Annotated in this window: 14 protein-coding genes; 10 read left to right on the top strand and 4 right to left on the bottom strand. The window is 44.6% G+C overall.

The features are described from left to right. Nucleotides 1-288: 288 nt before the first annotated feature. The 4 genes from ACK5MF_RS11730 to ACK5MF_RS11745 all read right to left on the bottom strand — a co-directional run bounded on the left by ACK5MF_RS11730 (nucleotide 289) and on the right by ACK5MF_RS11745 (nucleotide 7017). On the bottom strand, nucleotides 289-2055 hold the full coding sequence (locus ACK5MF_RS11730) for a PglL family O-oligosaccharyltransferase (RefSeq protein WP_416922408.1): 1767 nt from the start codon (nucleotides 2053-2055) through the stop codon (nucleotides 289-291). A 174-nt stretch (nucleotides 2056-2229) separates the two neighbouring features. After that, nucleotides 2230-5055: an excinuclease ABC subunit UvrA gene (gene uvrA, locus ACK5MF_RS11735; RefSeq protein ID WP_416922410.1), complete on the bottom strand. Its 2826-nt coding sequence runs from the start codon at nucleotides 5053-5055 to the stop codon at nucleotides 2230-2232. A gap of 296 nt (nucleotides 5056-5351) precedes the next feature. Then, nucleotides 5352-6221, bottom strand: coding sequence for a UTP--glucose-1-phosphate uridylyltransferase GalU (gene galU, locus ACK5MF_RS11740; protein WP_416922412.1), 870 nt, complete (start codon nucleotides 6219-6221; stop codon nucleotides 5352-5354). Nucleotides 6222-6369: 148 nt separating this feature from the next. Further along, nucleotides 6370-7017 (bottom strand): LuxR C-terminal-related transcriptional regulator, encoded by a 648-nt coding sequence (locus tag ACK5MF_RS11745; RefSeq protein WP_416922413.1) that lies wholly within the window; start codon nucleotides 7015-7017, stop codon nucleotides 6370-6372. 291 nt (nucleotides 7018-7308) lie between these two features. Between ACK5MF_RS11745 and ACK5MF_RS11750 the strand changes: the two genes are divergently transcribed. From ACK5MF_RS11750 to ACK5MF_RS11795, 10 genes are all read left to right on the top strand, one after another. After that, entirely contained in the window at nucleotides 7309-7851 is a 543-nt protein-coding gene (locus ACK5MF_RS11750; RefSeq protein WP_416922415.1) for a single-stranded DNA-binding protein, read from the top strand. Nucleotides 7852-8457: 606 nt separating this feature from the next. Beyond that, complete coding sequence (locus ACK5MF_RS11755; RefSeq protein WP_416922417.1) at nucleotides 8458-9288, top strand: Abi family protein; 831 nt, start codon at nucleotides 8458-8460, stop codon at nucleotides 9286-9288. Nucleotides 9289-9799: 511 nt separating this feature from the next. Then, nucleotides 9800-11791: an RNase E specificity factor CsrD gene (csrD, locus tag ACK5MF_RS11760; protein WP_416922419.1), complete on the top strand. Its 1992-nt coding sequence runs from the start codon at nucleotides 9800-9802 to the stop codon at nucleotides 11789-11791. Between the two features lie 6 nt (nucleotides 11792-11797). After that, the gene (locus tag ACK5MF_RS11765) at nucleotides 11798-13249 is read left to right on the top strand and encodes an MSHA biogenesis protein MshI (protein ID WP_416922421.1); all 1452 of its coding nucleotides are present in this window, start codon (nucleotides 11798-11800) and stop codon (nucleotides 13247-13249) included. Beyond that, nucleotides 13246-13980, top strand: coding sequence for a type II secretion system protein GspM (gene gspM / locus ACK5MF_RS11770; RefSeq protein ID WP_416922422.1), 735 nt, complete (start codon nucleotides 13246-13248; stop codon nucleotides 13978-13980). The genes ACK5MF_RS11765 and gspM overlap by 4 nt, the downstream gene beginning before the upstream one ends. Next, the gene (locus ACK5MF_RS11775) at nucleotides 13973-14317 is read left to right on the top strand and encodes an MSHA biogenesis protein MshK (protein ID WP_416922424.1); all 345 of its coding nucleotides are present in this window, start codon (nucleotides 13973-13975) and stop codon (nucleotides 14315-14317) included. The genes gspM and ACK5MF_RS11775 overlap by 8 nt, the downstream gene beginning before the upstream one ends. A 14-nt stretch (nucleotides 14318-14331) precedes the next feature. Further along, a complete protein-coding gene (mshL, locus tag ACK5MF_RS11780; protein ID WP_416922426.1) occupies nucleotides 14332-15972 on the top strand; it encodes a pilus (MSHA type) biogenesis protein MshL in 1641 nt (546 codons plus the stop codon). Between the two features lie 5 nt (nucleotides 15973-15977). Continuing rightward, nucleotides 15978-16820: an ExeA family protein gene (locus ACK5MF_RS11785; RefSeq protein ID WP_416922428.1), complete on the top strand. Its 843-nt coding sequence runs from the start codon at nucleotides 15978-15980 to the stop codon at nucleotides 16818-16820. Further along, entirely contained in the window at nucleotides 16820-18055 is a 1236-nt protein-coding gene (locus ACK5MF_RS11790; protein ID WP_416922430.1) for a tetratricopeptide repeat protein, read from the top strand. The genes ACK5MF_RS11785 and ACK5MF_RS11790 overlap by 1 nt, the downstream gene beginning before the upstream one ends. Further along, nucleotides 18045-19769: a GspE/PulE family protein gene (locus ACK5MF_RS11795; protein ID WP_416922432.1), complete on the top strand. Its 1725-nt coding sequence runs from the start codon at nucleotides 18045-18047 to the stop codon at nucleotides 19767-19769. Before ACK5MF_RS11790 ends, ACK5MF_RS11795 begins: the two co-directional genes overlap by 11 nt. Nucleotides 19770-19771 lie beyond the last annotated feature (2 nt).

Below are 19771 nucleotides of genomic sequence, written 5' to 3' on the forward strand. Positions count from 1 at the left end.
AGAATATTTTTCAGCGAGCTCTCGAGGAGTGGAGCCATCAAGATACTTTTTAGCTACTTTGAACTTTAACTCGCGACTGTATTTGGACATAAATAAAAGACCCCCAATAATTGGTTGTCCAACTATTGGGGGTCACTTCACTCTGCGTGGGAATGCATATTTGACTAACAGAAAGTCAGATTAACTGCCTATTTTGGCTTTGGTATGCATTCCCACGGGGGACCGTGGGAACGATAACTCTGTCTTTTTGAGCTTAACTGACAGACATTAGGCATAAGCCACCTTCTATTATTCTGTATCACCCTCTGTTTCAGCTTCGCTTTCAATTAAAAGCGGGTAATTGATATGGCTAAAATCTAATTCTGGAAACAAAAACAGCGCTTCAGTTCTCGTTTGCTCCGCTCTGCTGGTATCGCCTATGGCTTGGTATGCTTTGATCAGATTCTCATACAATCCCGGTCTTGGTTTAGTTTGGATAATCTGCAAAGACCAATCGATATAGGGTTGGATGTATTGCGCTTTCTTCTCATTTAACCCTAGGTCTAAGTAAGTGCTGTACATCTCCCAATCAACCCTGTCTTTAATCAATACCGGGTTGATAATGTTATTTAATATAGCCAATTGCTTTGGTGTGGAAGTTTCAAATTTGGTCAAATAGTAGTTAGTGTGCAGTACGCTTACCATATAAAAACAGGTGATGACAGGCAGAATAAAGCTCGCTATTCGAAGCAGTGTTCGACTGGCCTTGCTAAAGCGAAACACCTTGTATTTCGCCACGCGTTGATCGATCCAGAACAGTAAAATCATAAATGTCAGCCAATGAATGCTCGACTGGTAAAAAGGTGCATCAACCAGGCAGTGAATAACGATCGGTAGCAGCAACGCAAACATGGCGAGACGAGTGCCTTTTTTGGCGGAGTAGATCCGAACGAGCACAAAACTCGCCGCCAATATCATTCCTAAAACCGGCAATAAACCGCCTTCAATTCCCCAAAATAGAATTTCATTGTGTGGATGCTCCATTGAGGGAATTCCAGCTTGGTAACCAGGGTTTAGCTGGTGTTGCCTAGCGGTATACAGCATATAACTCGCTTCGAATTTCCCGTAGCCATAACCGGTAAACGGCTTTTCTATCAACATGTCGATAGCTTGTGGAAGCACTTTTCCGTATGGAATCGATGAAATATAATGTTCAGTTTGCTTATCTTGATAGTGTTGGAAGTTCAGCGCAACTAAACCAATCATGAACCCTATAACGACAGCGGTTACCCAGTTTACAAAACGTTGACGAGGAGAAAATCGATACAAATAAGGCAGAATAAACAAAACACCGAATGCGGATGAAATCCAACCCACCAAAGAGTGCAGCACTAACAATATCGGAATGGAAACGACGGGTGTAATGTACAGCAGGCTCACTTCACTCAGCTTCTTATTATATTTTTTAGGTTGGCGTGCCAACAGATAACCAGAAAGAGCCAAGCCAGTAGCAAGAAAACTCGCCATCGCATCAGGGTGCTGGAAAATGCCATAGGGCAAATTTCTCACCGTGTCATAGTTAAATATATTTTCTGCGTTTAATAGCGTGTATTGATAAAGACCAAATAGTCCTTCAATGAGCGATGCGAATACAATATAGAAAAGAAATTTTTGCTTACTTTTACTGCTGAAATGAAATTGCTGCAAAACAAAGAACAGTGAAAACCCACCCCATAAGCCAATGATTCGGCTAAGTTCGCTATGCCATTGTGCGTTAGTAAAAAACAACGGCATCGTCATGATCACACAACATAGCCAAAGACCAATCGTCAGTTTGGAATATCTTAGGTGTTGATAACTGGCCATTTGATATAGACCAAGGGCAATGGGAAAACTAATCGCAATCCAAGTGGTGGCATTGAAAGGAAGCGATAATCCATCACCACCCAAATTGGGCATATAAACGTGCATTGCGATTAGATAGACAAAGCTAACCGTCATGAGGAAAGGTTTGTTTTTAGGCACACTCGGTGTATGAGGCTCAAGTTGTGTTCCGCTTAGCAGCAAGGTCGCCATAAGTGTTTCAATGTCCTTTACGAATTAACTACTACGCTGAGCAGATAAATTAGGGCTGAGAGCCCTAATTTACCGTTTTTTTCTGATTCGATATATCTTTTCTAGCTTAGCGTCGCTTTCTATTTCAATACGGCTTGTCTATTTCAACACGGTTTTCTACTTCAATACGATTTTCTATTTCAGTAAGGGCTTTAAGAAGCGAGCGGTATGGGAGACTTTGCTGTTTGCGACTTCTTCAGGTGTACCTTCAGCAATAATCTCACCGCCACCCTGACCACCTTCTGGTCCTAAATCAACGATCCAGTCGGCGGTTTTAATCACATCAAGGTTGTGTTCAATGACCACGACGGTATTGCCGTGATCACGCAGACGATGCAGAACATTTAACAGTTGCTGGATATCGTGGAAGTGCAGGCCTGTGGTTGGCTCATCCAAAATATACAGCGTTTTGCCTGTATCACGTTTGGAAAGTTCGCGCGAAAGTTTGACCCGTTGCGCTTCACCACCAGATAAGGTCGTTGCAGACTGCCCAAGGCGGATATATGACAAACCTACGTCCATTAGGGTTTGCAGTTTACGTGCGATGACGGGAACGGGTTCAAAAAACGCATGCGCATCTTCGATGGTCATCTCGAGCACTTCATCAATGGTTTTGCCTTTATAACGAACTTCTAAGGTTTCGCGGTTGTAGCGTTTTCCTTTACATACGTCACAAGGAACGTAGACATCCGGTAAGAAGTGCATTTCAACTTTGATGACGCCGTCGCCCTGACACGCTTCACAGCGACCACCTCGAACGTTAAAACTAAACCGCCCTGGTTTGTAGCCGCGCGAACGAGATTCCTGAGTTCCAGAAAAGAGCTCTCGAATGGGGGTAAAAATGCCCGTATAGGTTGCCGGGTTGGAACGTGGCGTTCTGCCTATTGGGCTTTGGTCAATATCAATGACTTTATCGAAATGCTCGAGACCTTTAATTGATTTGTACGGCGCTGGCGTTGAAGTTGTGGCACCATTTAAAGCTATGTGTGCGATGTTGAAGAAAGTATCATTGATCAGCGTTGACTTGCCGGAGCCAGAAACACCAGTTACGCAGGTAAACAGCCCCACAGGAATCGATAAATCGACATTTTTCAGGTTATTACCCGTTGCACCAATGAGATCTACGGTTTTTTTGTCATCTTTGACCGTTCTCTGTTTTGGTACTTCAATCTTTTTCACACCACTCAGGTATTGGCCCGTGAGTGAATTCGAGTTGTTGATGATATCGGTGACATTACCTTCAGCCACAACATTGCCGCCGTGTACACCTGCGCCGGGACCAATATCAATCACATGGTCAGCGAGACGAATCGCATCTTCATCATGCTCTACCACCAGTACGGTATTACCCAAATCGCGCAGATGTTCGAGCGTTTTAAGCAGGCGTTCGTTATCTCGCTGGTGGAGACCAATTGACGGTTCATCAAGTACATACATTACGCCGACTAGCCCTGCACCGATTTGGCTCGCCAAGCGAATTCGCTGCGCTTCGCCACCCGATAAGGTTTCAGCACTGCGCGACAAATTCAAATAATTCAAGCCTACGTTGACCAAAAATTGCAGACGGTCGTTGACCTCTTTCATAATTTTTTCGGCGATTTGTGCTTTCTGACCTTCAAGTTTCAGCGACTGGAAGAACTCAAGCGCCTGCGCAATGCTAAGCTCCACTACTTGCGGTAGCGCGGTGTTATTGACGAAGACGTTACGAGCTTCTAAGCGCAAGCGAGTACCTTCACAGTGAGCGCATGGCTTATTGGAAATGTATTTAACTAACTCCTCGCGCACGGAATTGGATTCAGTATCGCGATAGCGGCGTTCCAAATTATTTAATATACCTTCGAACGGATGACGTTTGACTCGAATGTCACCGCGGTCATTGATGTAATTGAATTCAATTTCAGTACGACCTGAGCCGTGCAGGATGATCTCCTGCAGTTTCTTACCCAATTTGTTGAATGGGGTGTGAAGGTCAAAATCGTAATGAGCCGCTAACGAGCTGAGCATTTGGAAATAGTAGTAGTTCTTCTGATCCCAACCGCGAATAGCACCTTCAGCGAGGCTCAATTTTTCGTCTTGAATAACACGACTAGGGTCAAAATATTGCTGCACGCCAAGACCGTCGCAAGTCTGACAGGCACCGGCAGGGTTGTTAAATGAGAACAACCGTGGTTCAAGCTCTCGCATACTGTAGCCACAGTGCGGACAAGCAAAGTTTGCTGAGAAAATTTGTTCTTCGCCGACTTCATCATCCATTGGCGCAACCACCACGTTACCGCCGGAAAGTTCCAGAGCGGTTTCAAACGATTCTGCCAAACGTTGCTGCAAATCTGAGCGCACTTTGAAACGATCAACCACCACTTCGATGGTGTGTTTTTTATGCAGTTCTAGGGTCGGTGGATCGGTCAAATCGCAAATGTCACCGTCAACCCGGGCGCGAATAAAGCCTTGGGCGGCTAAGTTTTCTAATGTTTTAACATGTTCACCTTTACGCTCTTTGACGATTGGCGCTAACAACATCAGCTTTGAGCCTTCGGGCAGTTCAAGCACTTTGTCGACCATTTGGCTGATGGTCTGCGCAGTCAGTGGTGTTTTATGCTCAGGGCAGCGAGGCTCGCCGACTCGGGCAAACAACAAACGCAAATAGTCGTAGATTTCAGTGATCGTACCCACGGTGGAACGAGGGTTGTGAGATGTTGATTTCTGTTCAATAGAGATAGCGGGTGATAAGCCTTCAATATGGTCTACATCTGGCTTTTCCATCAAAGATAAGAACTGGCGAGCATAGGCAGAGAGAGATTCAACATAACGTCTCTGTCCTTCTGCGTATAAGGTATCAAAGGCTAAAGACGATTTCCCTGAACCAGAGAGGCCAGTAATGACAATCAGTTTGTCACGAGGAATCGTGAGATTGATATTTTTCAGGTTATGGGTACGAGCACCACGTACTTCGATTTTATCCATTTGATTTGCTCTGTCTTTGGCTTCGTTAAAGGCTAAGTCGAGCAAGTATTACATAGCTTGAGAAATGTGCAACAAATACTGGATATAAAAACAGTAAATAAAAAGAGCCACTATCAAGTGGCTCTTGGGGTTGTTGACAAGGTCTGTGTTAAATTTATAACCGTCATCCTGGAAAATGCGTAGCATTTATCCGGGATCTAGCTCTTGTGCATAATGCTAGGATTTAGATTCTTGCCTTCGCAAGAATGACGATATTCACAAGACGATATTGGGTTTGTCATCCGTGGTGTTCGGTATTAGCTCTTACGTGTTGAATGTTTTGCTAAAGAAACTTGCTGCTCATTTTTCTTGTACAAATTTTCATAGCAGTAGTTAGTTGCTTCGATGTAGCCTTCTACGCTACCACAGTCAAAACGCTTGCCTTTAAACTTGTAAGCCAGAACACAACCTGATTGCGCCTGTTTTAACAGTGCGTCTGTGATTTGGATTTCTCCGCCTTTCCCCGGTTCAGTTTGTTCGATTAACTCGAAGATATCAGGGGTAAGGATGTAGCGACCAATAATCGCTAAGTTGCTTGGCGCAGTTCCAGGCTCTGGTTTTTCAACCATGTCATCGACACGGAATAGATCGTCTTTAATCATCTCGCCAGAGATAACACCGTATTTGTGTGTCTCTTCTGCCGGAACTTCTTGTACAGCAACAATGGAACAACGGAACTGGTTATATAAAGCCACCATTTGTGCCAGCACGCCTTTTTCTTCGTTTACACAAAGGTCATCGGCTAATACCACCGCAAACGGCTCATCACCCACCAGTTCACGGCCAGTGAGAATTGCGTGCCCTAAACCTTTCATTTCGCGTTGACGAATAAAAGTAAAGTTTGCTGTCTCAATAATGTCGCGGATATCCACCAACAAGTCTTCTTTGTTGGTGCCTTGAATCTGATGTTCCAATTCAAAGTTCATATCAAAGTGATCCATGATCGAGTGCTTGCCACGACCTGTCACAATGCACATGCCGTTCATTCCAGCTTGGATTGCTTCTTCAACGCCATATTCAATTAGCGGTTTGTTTACAATTGGCATCATCTCTTTTGGCATAGATTTAGTTGCCGGTAGAAAGCGAGTACCATAGCCTGCTGCCGGGAAAAGGCATTTTTTAATCATTTTTTAGCCCTGTTAAACGGTTTGGTTTATTGTCTTTGAACGAATTTGCCATGTTCAAACATAGAATTATTGTAGACTTTATCATGTTATTTTCGTGATATTCAGCACATTCTATGTCATGGAAATGAAAATGTGCAGGAAGACACATTTATGAGAGTAAATTTTGGTTTGCCCAACTGATAGCTTGCCCGCGGTTTTTTACCGCTAGTTTTTTAAATATCTGATATAGATGAGACTTCACCGTATGCTCGCTGATAAATAGGCTGTCAGCCATCTGCATATTAGAGGCGCCTGTTTGCAAGCAACGAAGAATCTGAACTTCGCGTATGGTTAAGTCTATTGACGCTTTGATATGGTATTCATGAAAGTGATGGCGATAATAATGAATCAGTTGGTTTGAAACCTGACGAGGAAGCCAGCTTTGCCCATTGATAATTTCTTCTAACCCTTCGCAAATACACTCTGCGGAATCATTTTCATAAAACAGCCCTTTTAAATTGCCAAAAGAGAGTATTTCTTCGGTGTGCAATCTTTTTCCAACATTAAATAGAATGGTTTCAAAGTGAGGGCTAGTACGTTGGAATAGTTTTAACGTTTGTTGAATCAGATGATGATCAAGGTAGTCAATCAGCAAAATTTTATGTTTGTCCTTTTGATAATTTTCGATCAGTTGTTTTGGATAAATTTTAGGTACAGGCAGATCAAGCATATCTAACGCTGTATCCAGTGAGTCTGGGATGCATAAGTCGTCGATACATAAAAGATAAATGGTTCGGGCATAGTTGTATTTTGGCATGGATTATTCCTTAACTGGATGCAGTCAAATGCCTCAACAATGCCTAAAATTAAATCGTAGCGCGAATTGAGATAGTAATTTTGCGTGGGATTTCAACTCAATAAGTAAATGAGTTTTTTATCATCTAATAAATGAAAGATTTATCCCGAAAATTAGCAAGTTAGAAGTGAAATTTGCATGAGTTTCTGATAACAATTTCAACGGTCATTTAAGCTCAGGAAAAAGCATGTTATCCTACCTGACTGTTTGAAATTTTTTCAAAATATAGACGATTTATAGACGGAGCAAATCATGGCAACCCGTGGCGTGAATAAAGTAATTTTGGTCGGCAACTTAGGCGGAGATCCTGAAGTACGTTATATGCCGAGTGGCGATGCAATGGCGAATATTACTATTGCAACCTCTGAAACATGGCGAGACAAAGCTACTGGTGAACAACGTGAAAGAACGGAGTGGCACCGTGTTGCAGTATTTGGCAAAACAGCAGAATTTGTGGGCGAATATGCTCGTAAAGGTTCTCAAGTTTATGTTGATGGTCAACTGCAAACTCGTAAGTGGACAGATCAAAGTGGTCAGGAACGTTATACCACAGAGGTTGTCGTTCGTTGGCCTAATGGCGAAGTACAATTGTTAGGTTCTCGTCAGCAACAAGGCGGTGGCATGAATCAAGGCCAGCAGCCGCAGTCTCAGTCTCAGCAACCGCAAGGTGGATGGGGTCAGCCTCAACAGCCTGCGAGACAGAGCCAGCCAGCGTACCAACCAGCAGCGCAACAGGCTCCACAGCCGCAATACAACGAGCCGCCAATGGATTTTGATGACGATATCCCGTTTTAGGTGTGCTGTTTTTATTTGAAAATCAATCGTTTACGGTTATTTATAATCACAAGTATAGGCTGTTGGAAAGCCTATTGCGAGCCCGACTTATCCTTGCTTAGTAATAAGCTTGAACCTTGAAAAAGGAAGGGGAGTGCAGCATGTCGGGTAAAAGGCTGGTGGCGGGGAAACTATCTACTTTGCGCCAGTCATTGCAAGTCCTATAAGGTTAAACCTGATTGGTTGAATCATAGTTCATAGTGGGTTTCGGGATATCTATGACTCACGATAGTTTAGGAGTCTTACCAAAGTTTATGACAATTATGATTAGAAGGTTGTTATATCCAACAACTTTGGCACCTGCTCGGTGAGAGTGGTAACTGAACGTAAGTGGAACCTAAGTAGGACTGATATGCCTGAGTTATTGACATATTCGTGAAGCAGTGGTAAATTTTATGGTAACAACACCCGCCACGCTTCTTTCTATGAATAGCGCAAATAGGCGGGTTTTTTTTTACATGGTTATTGTGAATGTCTAAGAACACGGACATAAATAAGCAGCACTATACTAAACCTACTATGTCCCCTCTGTCCTTGCTAGATAAGCTTCAGCAGAGAGGTTTGGTTGTGTCTGACGAAAATTCCGCCTTACATGCATTAAAGTTTATCGGTTATTTCCGTCTTCGAGGATATTGTTATCCTTTTTATCAAATGACTCAAGAGCGAAAACCTCGACCTGTATCGCCTAAGACATTTATTGAGGGAACTACTTTTGACGATATACTTTCTCTTTATGAGTTTGACCGTAAAGTCCGTTTGCTCATTATTGAGGAAATTCAGAAAGTTGAAGTAGGGCTGCGAACTTGTCTAAGTGAGCACATGGCAAATAATCATGGTTCACATTGGTTTATGAATTTAGCCATAATGAGTCCAACATTTGAATACGATGGTTTTCATGCCCGTATCAAGGATGCGAAAGAACTATTCATCTCTCATTACTATGATCATTATCAGTCGCCTGCGTTACCTCCATCTTGGATGATAACTGAAGTTCTGACTTTCGGTACATGGTCACGCCTTTATGCGGATTTGTTTTTGTCAGACCAAAAAGCAGTAGCCAAGCAATTTGATATTAAAAGTCCAGAAGTTATGGGGTCTTGGTTTCATTGCCTGTCACACCTTCGAAATCTATGTGCACACCATAATCGAGTTTGGAATCGGAGTTTTCAGGTTTTCATGCCTAAAGATACAAAAGATCTGAAAGTGCATATGGAGCGAAAAAATACGCTATACAGCCGATTATGTGTGATCAAACATTTATCAGATCAAGTTTCAATCTCAAATGGTTTAACAGAACGCTTAGTGTCATTAATAGATCAAGCTCCAGATGTTGTTACTTCTAAGGATATGGGATTTCTTGATGGGTGGGAAACTTCCACTTTATGGAAAGCTAAATAGCCCGAATGAGTGGATGAAAAACGTAATTGTTTTTCTGCTGGTTAACGAAATAAGAAGCATCGCCCGATAGGGCGGTGAGTAGTCACAATTGAATGCTTTACGAGGAATGGAGTATCAGGGCGAGTAATCGTCAGAAATAATGTGAAACAGTTATGCTTTTAACAAACTGATATTAATTATGTTTTTCATAAAGTGTATAGTTAGATGGTGCTTTGTGGAAAAGTAATCAAAGAAGTTGTTGTTAATGCTGTTTGGCGTTTTTTGGTGCATTTTTGTTGTGTGTTGATTTTTTATCTCATTGTTTTTATTGCTCGTTAATTCTAAATCCCACACACAGATGAAAGTATACAAAAAATTGTGCACTTCCATTCTAAGAGTCCAGATTTTAAAAAAGCCACAAATTTTGTGGCTTTTTTTATATACTTAGCACACTGTTGACATAATTTTTGCGAGCAGCCTTGTTCGGTGGATAATGCCACACATCGACAAATTGAAAAGGAATTCAATTTCTATGCGCTACACGCCAACTCTCAAACTTAGTACTCGCTTAGTTGTGTTTGTGACACTGATAGTGACCAGTGCTATGTTTATTCTGTTTATTGGCGGAACCTTATCTTTTCAGCGGCTAGGGCAAGAGTACCTTAATCACTATATGCAAGGTATTGTTGAAGTAGTGGATAAAGAAATGGAAGATCCTGATGCTGCATATTCAATGCAGCGTTGGATGCCTAAGATGTTGCAAGCCAGTAATATTGTGGAAATGGAATTATCTTCGCAAGCGGGGATTATTTATCGCTTCAAAGACACCTCTTCTAAAATCGAACCTGAACGCTTATATCAAGCTGAATTCCCCTTGCCACGTATTCAAGGCTATTCCGTTCATTTCAAAGTTATCCCACCATATGTAGGCTTTAGCTATTCTATCGGTGCTATGTGGTCGATAACTCTTGCGGTGTTATTGATTGTTTTTTGTCTGATACAAAGTGTTAAATGGCTTCGTTCGCAACTTTTGGGCTCAGAACTGCTTGAAGAGCGAGGTCGAATGATATTGGCTGGCCGGGTTGAGCAATACGCAAAAGGTGATGAAAGAGAGTGGCCTTATACCGCCAGTGAAGCGTTGGATGTATTGATCGAAGAGTTGCAAGACGCGCGTCAAGAGCGCAGCCGATTTGATACCTTTATCCGCACACAAACATTTTTGGATCAGCTCACAGGGACAGCAAACCGAGTTCTGTTTGATAGCAAGCTTGAGTCTGCGCTGCAGGAAAGCGGTGCGCAAGGTGGCGTGTTGATGCTGCGTATTGATGACATTGATTTAGCCAAAGAAGAGAATGAAAAACGGCTGATTGACGATTTTGTTGTTGAAGTTGGACAGTGTATATCAAACGTGATCTCCCGCTATCCAGATGTTATCTTATCCCGTTATTATGATGCGGTATTTGCTCTGTTTATGCCTCATCAGGCCGATAAAGATGTTTCTCATGTTGCTACACAATGCCTGAAACTGATTGAGCGGTTAACGCCGCCAACGCCTTTGGATCAACACAACTGGTTCCATATTGGTGTCAGTATGTATAAGGAAGGCGAGCGCAGAGGTCGAATTATTGATGAGACAGAAACTGCATTAAAGGGTGCTCAGTTACAGAGAGTGAATGCCTGGAACCGGTTTGAAAAGGCGGCGGTTTCTGATGATAGAGGCAGTGTTCGCTGGCGTACCTTGTTTGATAAGGCGCTTATTGATGACAATATCATCCTATTCCGACAGGCGTGTTATTTGTCCAATTCGGCGAATAACTTAGAATTATTGCATAACGAATTGTTCGCTAGAATTAACGACCCTGATAAAGGGGTGCTTAAAGCATCTCGATTCAGTTCTGCTATAGAGACAGTGGGGTATCAAGCTGTCTTAGATAAAGCGGTGATAAGAAGAACTTTGCAATTGATAAAGTCTTCCACGAATGCGTCGCCTTTATCCATCAACCTGTATGTGCTTCCTTTTGCTGACAAACAGTATTTTCGCTGGTTCCGTAATGAGTTAATGCAATTAACCTTCGGTCAGCGTGGTCAGTTGTCTTTTGAATTTACCGAAGGACACTTAGTGCAGCATCTGGATTATATGCGTCCGATATTGCGGACTATCTCAGCACTTGGCTGTCAGTTAGTGGTTGGGCAAGCTGGTCGGACAATTGTAGCAACTCACTATATTAAAGATTTAAAAATCAACTATCTTAAGCTGCATCGAAGTTTGATTAAGCAAATCGATCAAAGACACGAGAATCAGTTGATTGTGCGCAGCCTTTTGGGGGTATGTAAGGGTACACAAACGCAGGTTATTGCTGTGGGTGTTGAAACTCAGTCTGAGTTGCAGGTGTTACAAAATTTTGGTGTCGATGGTGTTCAGGGGCGCTTATTTGAAATTGAGCAACCACTGAATCCGAATAAATTACCCGTGACGGAACGTCAAATTAAGCCCGGTAAACGAAACCGATGGCGTACAAAGTAGTGATAAATGAAGATTGATGCATTATTAAAGCGGCTTGGCAGAAAAAAATCGAAGCAACTGGCTGTCTATGCCGTGATTCAACCTGATGCGATTTATTTCTCATCAGCAGAATCGATTGCCTTACCTGAGCATTATCCGTTGAGCAATCACAGCTGGTCACAAGCCTTAGTGAATGCGCTTCTTACTGCGGGTGTGAAAGGACTGAGTGTTCATGTGGTGCTGCACGCCCAGCTCTGTCAAAGTTATCAAATTGATAAGCCAGCTATTCCTGAATCAGAATGGCCTAATGCTCTGCCCTTTTTACTCAAAGATCTCATCACCGAAAAAGCCGCTGATGTGATTGCTGATGCTTATCCGTTGGAAAGTGGTAACAAAGCTCAAGCGTATGTGATTAATAAAAAATTGGTGCTCGAAACCGCGAAATTGTTAGAAAGCATCGGTTGCCAGCTCGAAGCCGTAGTGCCGGAACAAGAAGTGTGGGGGCGATACGACGGCGAGCTAAAAAACTATTTGCTAGTGCAGCGCAGCAAAGGCAGCCATTTTAAGCTGGATGCCTTTGTCAACCAGCGTTGTATTTTCCAGCGCACACTGCGTGGCGTGGTGGCACCTATTACTGGTGTTGCCAGCGCAGCACTACAATTGGATGGTTTGGCTCTTGAGCTACAACGTTCCATTGACTATCTGTCTTCTCAGTTTAAAAGCACCTCTCTTCATCAGTTAAAAGTCTGTTGTGATGAAGAGAATCAGGCGGAACTTGTGCAGGCGCTCAGTGAAAGGCTGAGTGTCAAAGTATCGCCTTTGGTGGTTGGCGATGAGGTGTTGGTCTCAGGTCAGGTGTTGGCGCGTAACGCGCACTTGGTATCGGAAAATGCGATCAACTTTTATCAGGATCATCTGAAACCGAAAAAAGAGCTACTGACCCTAACGGTTTTTGCTACTGCTTGCGGCTCGGCAGCCGTGATCATGCTCTGCTTGTTTGCTTGGTTTCAGTGGCAGGCGATTGAACTGCAACAACAGATGAACCTAAGCAGTCAGAGTAATACTCAACTAACGGCGCAACTGGCACAGTTGAAACAGCAGCAGGCCAAACATCTGCTCTCCACGGATAAATTGGCGCGAGTTGAGCGTTATCAACAGGAAATTGCCTCGCAGCAAGCTTCACTGGCAGCGATTAGCCGCTATGATATATCGCAACAGAGCGGCTATTCCGGGGTGATGGATGGTTTAGCCAAACTTTCCCGCCGCGATATTAGTCTGACGGAGATCGTGATCAATGATGCGATTTTAGATGTCAAAGGGATAGCGCGTGATGCTCAGGTGATCCCGAACTGGATTGCTCAATTTAAACATCAAGTCAGCCTGAATGGACGGAACTTTGAACAACTGACCATTGGTCGTGATGAGCAAGATATTGTCACCTTTGAGCTGAAATCCAAACGAGGAGCGGAGAAAAAATGAAGCAACGTTGGAGCCAGTGGAGTCAACTGTTCGCCGCCAGAGCGCCTCGTGAGAAGTGGCTGATCGTCGTGAGTTCTGTGGTTGCATTAATGCTGATCATGCAAACCTTGCTGATCGATCCGCTGCTAAAGCAGCATAAAGAGGGGCAGCAAAAACTTCTCGCGCAGCAGTCGACCAATCAACGGATGCAAAGTGAAGTGATCGTGCTGCAGCGTGAGTTAGCCAAAGATCCCGATGCGGAAGTCAATCAGCAACTGGCGAAATTGCAGGCACAAAGTCAGGAGCTTTCGCAACAGTTGTCGGCGTTAATGAGCAATCTGGTTTCGCCCTCGCAAATGGCCGAGCTGTTACAGAGCGTGCTCGACAAAAGTGCCAAATTAAAAGTGGTGAGCCTGACTTCGTTGGCCGCAACACCGATTAATTCCGTAACTAGCAGCACAAATGAGACGAATAGCAAAAATTCGGTTAGCACTACAAATGAGACGAATAGTAAAAATGTGACTAGTACCACAAATGAGACAACAGACAATGGGCAATATTTCCTACACCCGGTTCGGATGGAGCTGACTGGCACTTATTGGGCGATTAGAGATTATCTGCACGCGCTAGAAAACTTACCGGTGAAATATTATTGGCGCAGCTTTCAGTATCAAGTTGAAACTTATCCAAACGCTAAATTGATATTGGAAGTTTATACGCTTGGAACTCGTGAGGAATTTATTGGTGGTTAAGATATCGGCGCCAAATAAGGCATGGTGGTTAATGATACTTGCTGCCGTTGCGGTTTCCGCCTCGGCGAACCAAGAACAAGATCCAACTGCACCATTAGGTTGGATGAAAACAGAACAAGTGAGAAAAACCAAAAAAACGGTACCGGTTCCTGAGCTACAAAGCATTGTTTGTAAAGACGATAATCAATGCTATGCCATTCTCAATGATAAGGTGGTCGATAAAGGCGAAAGTGTCTCTGGTTATCAAGTTACTCATGTCACGTCGTCGCAAGTTGAGCTGAAACAAGGTCAAAAACGTTGGACACTCAAGCTGTTCTCTCTGGACATAAAGAAATAAGGTTAAGAATTCGTATGCGTAATATGATCATCGGCGCAGTGATGGTGAGTTTAGTGGGTTGCTCTATGGGACATCGTGACCCAGAGGAAGCCAAACAATCGCTGAATCAGTCTATCAATGAAGCGAATAGCCGTAATCTGGATAATCTACCGCCATCGGTAGAGGCTGACCTTATGCCGGATATGGATAGCGTGGTGACCACACCAGAGCAAAACCTAAAACGTTTTCGCATTCAGGCGAATGATGTTCAAGCGAAAGCATTTTTTGCCAGTCTGGTGAAAGGCACTGAATACAGTGTTGCGCTGCATCCGTCGGTAGACGGCAAAATTACCGTCAATTTATCTGAAGTCACATTGGACGAAGTGTTAGAAGTGGTTCGTGATCTTTACGGTTATCAGATTGAGAAAGTTGGCAAGGTTATTCAAGTCTATCCTGCGGGCTTGCGTACTGTAACAATTCCTGTTGATTACCTGCAGTTTAAGCGCAGTGGTCGCTCACTAACGAGTATTACTACCGGCACTCTGACCACTGCGGATTCAGACTCAGATGATAGCTCTTCGAGCAGTTCCAACAGTTCGAGTAGTTCCAGTAGCTCAAGCAGCAGCGATAATTCAGCTAAGGCGGGTGGTACTGAGATAGAAACCATCAGCGAGAGCGATTTCTGGCCGCAGCTTCAAACCGCAGTTACTCAGTTAGTCGGCTCAGGAAGCGGTCAGAGTGTGGTTGTGACCCCGCAGGCAAGTGTTATCACTGTGCGCGCCTATCCGGACGAAATTCGCGAAGTTCGCCGTTTCTTGGGAGTTTCGCAACAGCGTATGCACCGTCAGGTGATCATGGAAGCGAAGATCCTTGAAGTCACATTGAACGATGGTTACCAACAGGGCATCAACTGGAACAAAATGTTCACCTCGAATGGAACCAGTTATCAAATTGGCGTCGGTGATACTTCGGCTATCTCAACCTTACCGGGTTTAGATACGATTGGTACTTTACTTGGTGGGCAAACAAACATTGTTATGTCGAGCGGCAGCTTTGAATCGGTTCTCAGCTTTATGTCCACGCAAGGTGATTTAAACGTGCTATCAAGCCCTCGCGTTACCGCGGCGAATAACCAAAAAGCGGTGATTAAAGTGGGTACGGACGAGTATTACGTTACCGATCTATCGAGTGTAGTGGGTAGTGGCGATAACTCAGAAGCGTCACCGGACGTAGAACTAACGCCATTCTTCTCTGGCATCTCGCTCGATGTCACTCCGCAAATTGATGACAAAGGTCATGTGTTATTGCATGTGCATCCGGCGGTGATTGAAGTTGAACAACAAACGAAAAGCATTACTTACAACGATAAAGTGATTTCTCTGCCACTGGCGAAAAGCTCTATCCGTGAATCCGATTCGGTTATTCGTGCTAAAGATGGTGATGTTGTTGTTATCGGTGGTTTGATGAAAACCAATATTCTCAACCAAACATCAAAAGTGCCATTTTTAGGCGATATTCCAGGATTAGGTCATGCATTCCGTAACACATCTCAAGTGACGCAGAAAACAGAATTGGTCATCTTGCTAAAACCAACCGTGGTTGGTGTGAATACTTGGCAAAAAGAGCTGGAGCGTTCACGTGATTTGTTGCAGGAATGGTTCCCTGATCCGCAGTAAGCTTTATGTATTTGCAGCACTTTGGTTTTAGTAAACCTCCTTTTCATTTGACGCCTGATACTGCTTTGTTTCTGGGGCTGGCCCCTCATTACGAAGCAATTCAGACCGTGAGTGCTGCGTTGCAGATGGGCGAAGGGGTGATCAAAGTGACCGGTGAAGTGGGCACCGGAAAAACCATGGTGTGTCGCATGTTGTTGGCACACTTGAAAGACTATGTACAACTGATTTATCTGCCCAATCCTGCGTTAAGCGGTAATGAGTTACGTATTGCCATCGCTACTGAGCTCAATATCAGCGATTGCAGCCGAGTCGGATTGGTGGAAGCGATTCAGGCGCGCCTGATTGAACATCATCGTAGTGGTAAACGAGTCGTTGCACTGTTGGATGAAGCGCAGGCTCTTTCAGATGAAGCATTGGAAGTGCTGCGATTGTTCGGTAATTTGGAAACCGAGCACCGTAAGCTATTACAACTGGTATTGATCGGTCAGCCAGAGTTGGATAAAAGGCTTGAGCAATACCATTTAAGGCAGTTTCGTCAACGCATCACATTTAATGCTAAGTTAAGAGCGTTAGATATGGCTGAAACTGTGGCTTATATTGACAACCGCCTTGCCAAATCCGGTCATCAAGGGCAACTGTTTAGCCTAAAGCAGAAAAAAGCGATTTGGAAAGCGTGTCATGGCACGCCGCGCCTGATTAATCAGGTGTGCCACAAAGCCTTGTTACTCGCATTTTACGAGCAGGCAATGCAGGTGAAAAACCAGCACTTATATAGCGCAATACACGATACCTACGATACTTGTAAACCCAAACACAAAACTCCAGTTATCTGGGGATGGAGCCATTGATGAGTGTTATGAACAAAGCGTTATCTCAACTTGCCGAGAAGCAGCAGTCATCACTTGAGCCGAGAGCATCACTTGCGTCGATAGAAAAAGCACAGGTTGAGCCAATGAAAACGCGCCCGGTTTGGGTGTGGATAATTGCGGGGTTTGGTTTGAGTTTAGCGGTTGGTGGCTGGGCAGTATCTCAGCAGGAAACGCAAGTTCAAGCCACTCAAGCGACCGGTCAGTTCGTTGAGCAGCCAATGCCAGTTAAGGTATTGGTTGAACCCTCGGTTGTTGTTCCATCACCGACACAAAAAGAGAGTCAAGCCGATGTGGTGGTGTACCGTTCGACACCGATAGAAAAGCCGTTGCTCTCGTCTTCTGAAGTAACAGAAGTGACACAGATCGATGACCCTGCGAAATCAGCAAAAGTATCGCCTCCAACTGTGGTGACAAATAAAGCGCGCTCTACGAGTAAGCCGCCAGTCCATCAGCTGCCAGTCCATCAGCAGTCAGTCCATGAAGAAGCAATCCGTCAACAAGCCGTTCATCAACAAGAAATGCAGTTAGCCAGTAACGCCTCTTCTCAGCCACAGCGTTCTGTTGCTGCCAACCGCGCTGAGCCTGCAGCAGAAACTGTGATGATTGAACAAGTTGATATGAGCGCAGAGAAACTGGCAGAAAAAGCCATTTCGCGCGCGACTAAGGCGATGGATTCCAATGATTTTCAAACCGCGGTCAGTGCTTACGGTGAAGCGCTTCGTTACACGCCGAACAATGAATCGGTGCGTCAAAAGCTCGCGGCCTTGTATTACGGCAAAGGCGAAGTCCGTAAAGCGTTTGACCTGATGCAGCGTGGAATTGAGTTAAACCCTGAGGGTGAATCGCTAAGAATTGCTTTATCCAAACTGTTAATCAAAGAGCAGCAAACCGAAGCGGCACTGACACCACTGGCGTATTTACCCGCTAAGGTGAGTGTCGAATATCTCTCACTACGTGCGGCAGTGGCGCAAAAAGTAAAACAGAATGAAATTGCGCTGGAAAGTTATCAAAAACTCACAGAAAAAGAGACCAACAATGGTCGCTGGTGGCTTGGTTTAGCCATTCAGCAAGAGCGCTCATTTTTGTTAGAAGAGGCGAAGGCTTCGTATCAGAATGCATTAACAAAAGTCGGGGTGTCGATTCAGTCGCAAACCTTTATTCGTAACCGTCTCGACGTGCTGAATCACCTGGAGGAGAGTAGCAATGCAAATTAAGTTAAGAAAACGACTGGGTGACTTGCTGGTCGAAGAAGGCATTGTTACCGACGAACAAATAGGTCAGGCGCTTGCTGCGCAGAAAAATACCGGTCGTAAGTTAGGCGATACCCTGATTGAGTTAGGTTTCTTATCTGAACAGCAAATGTTGAGCTTTTTGTCTCAGCAACTGGCGATTCCACTTATCGATCTTAGCCGGGCAACGGTCGATATTGATGCGGTACAACTGCTGTCGGAAGTGCATGCTCGTCGTCTGCGTGCGTTAGTAATTGGTCGCAGCGGAGATACATTACGCATTGCGATGAGTGATCCGGCGGACTTATTTGCTCAGGAATCCTTACTCAACCAACTGCCTCAATACAGCTTTGAATTTGTGATTGCCGCAGAGAAACAACTGGTGGATGGCTTTGACCGTTATTACCGTCGCACCAAAGAAATTGCCTCGTTTGCTGAACAACTGCAAGCCGAGCACCAGGTCGCCGAAGCCTTTGATTTTGATATCGCCAATGACGACAGTGAAGAAGTGACGGTGGTTAAGCTGATCAACTCACTGTTTGAAGACGCGATTCAGGTCGGTGCCTCGGATATTCATATCGAGCCGGATTCTAAATTATTGCGTATTCGTCAACGTGTGGACGGCATTCTGCACGAAACGATTCTTAACGAAGTGGGAATATCATCGGCACTGGTTTCTCGTTTGAAACTGATGGCAAACCTTGATATTTCCGAGAAACGCTTACCGCAGGATGGTCGCTTTAACATTCGCGCTAAAGGGCAGTCGGTGGATATTCGTATGTCGACCATGCCGGTGCAGTATGGCGAATCCGTAGTAATGCGACTGCTGAATCAGTCGGCAGGCATTCGCGAGTTAAATAAATCAGGCATTCCTGACGAACTGTTGCAGCGCTTGCGCAGCCAACTTAAGCGCCCACATGGTATGATTCTTGTCACCGGTCCGACAGGCTCTGGTAAAACCACGACGTTATACGGCGCGTTGAATGAACTGAATGAAGTCGGCAAAAAGATCATCACCGCGGAAGATCCGGTGGAATATCGTTTATCGCGCATTCAGCAGGTGCAGGTTAACTCGCGCATTGGGTTGGATTTTTCAACCCTGCTAAGAACTTTCTTGCGTCAGGACCCGGATATCATCCTGATTGGTGAGATGCGTGACCAAGAGACGGTTGAGATTGGGCTAAGGGCGGCACTCACTGGCCACTTAGTGCTCAGTACGTTACACACCAATGATGCCGTAGAAACCGCTTTGCGTTTGATTGATATGGGCGCTCCCGGCTATCTCGTTGCCAGTGCGGTGCGTGCCGTTATCGCTCAGCGCTTGGTGCGTAAAGTGTGCCCGGATTGTAAGACGCACGACGAACTGGATGAAGCGAAGAAGCAATGGCTGACCGTTCGATTCCCCAATCAGGTCGACACACCATTTGTACGAGGTCGCGGTTGTCAAAACTGTAACCTGACCGGTTACCGAGGGCGAATTGGGGTGTTTGAAATGCTAGAGTTGGAACATCACATGATGGATGCATTGCGCTCTGATGATGCGATTGGTTTTGCTGCGGCCGCTCGTGCTTCAGAAAACTATAAACCATTACTCGCATCAGCGATGGAGCTGGCGATAAAAGGGATAGTGAGTTTTGACGAAGTGATGGCGCTTGGCGAAGGGGATGCCATCGCCGCAGTTGAGCCGATTTATCTGTAAGG

The sequence above is a fragment of the Vibrio sp. genome, from assembly GCF_047973365.1.
Classification (GTDB): domain Bacteria; phylum Pseudomonadota; class Gammaproteobacteria; order Enterobacterales; family Vibrionaceae; genus Vibrio.